Source organism: Pantoea dispersa, from assembly GCF_035783935.1.
GTDB classification, from domain to species: Bacteria; Pseudomonadota; Gammaproteobacteria; order Enterobacterales; family Enterobacteriaceae; genus Pantoea; species Pantoea dispersa_C.
In genome coordinates this window covers 1-697 of the sequence record NZ_JALKOV010000033.1, presented here as the reverse complement: position 1 = coordinate 697, position 697 = coordinate 1, and the positions used below count along the sequence as shown (strand labels likewise).

Annotated in this window: 1 tRNA gene and 1 rRNA gene; both read right to left on the bottom strand. The window is 49.9% G+C overall.

The window, feature by feature from the left end:
• Nucleotides 1–419: 419 nt before the first annotated feature.
• Nucleotides 420–495, bottom strand: a tRNA-Glu gene (locus MXF20_RS23220).
• Between the two features lie 86 nt (nt 496–581).
• Nucleotides 582–697 (bottom strand): 16S ribosomal RNA (locus MXF20_RS23215); the annotation flags it as partial.

Here is a 697-nt window from a genome sequence, read left to right as displayed (position 1 = left end):
CGCTTTTCGCAGATTAGCACGTCCTTCATCGCCTCTGACTGCCAGGGCATCCACCGTGTACGCTTAGTCGCTTAACCTCACAACCCACAGACGTTTCATGTCCGGAATCACTGCGCTGGAAAAATGCTGCGTTGCAGCGGTGCTCGCCATGCTCACGTACGTCAGTACGCTCCGCTGGCTGTGCGCCGACGCGCCTTGCCTTTTTTCCTGCTCGTTGATTCCTGCATTCCACATGGGATGTGAAAATTTGAGAGACTCGAACACATCGTAAATTTCATTCTTATTACGGAGAATGAAAACGACGTGTCGTTTCAATTTTCAGCTTGTTCCGGATTGTTAAAGAGCAAATACTTCGCAGCATGCTTAATCAGCATACTCTGAAGTATTATCGGTAACGCCTTTCACTCATTACCAGCAAGTGGCGTCCCCTAGGGGATTCGAACCCCTGTTACCGCCGTGAAAGGGCGGTGTCCTAGGCCTCTAGACGAAGGGGACACTGAAGTCTCTTTCGTAAGACGCTTTGCTCATTACTTTTTCATCAGACAATCTGTGTGAGCACTTCGCGGGAAGGTATCTTCAGGTAAGGAGGTGATCCAACCGCAGGTTCCCCTACGGTTACCTTGTTACGACTTCACCCCAGTCATGAATCACAAAGTGGTAAGCGCCCTCCCGAAGGTTAAGCTACCTACTTCTTTTG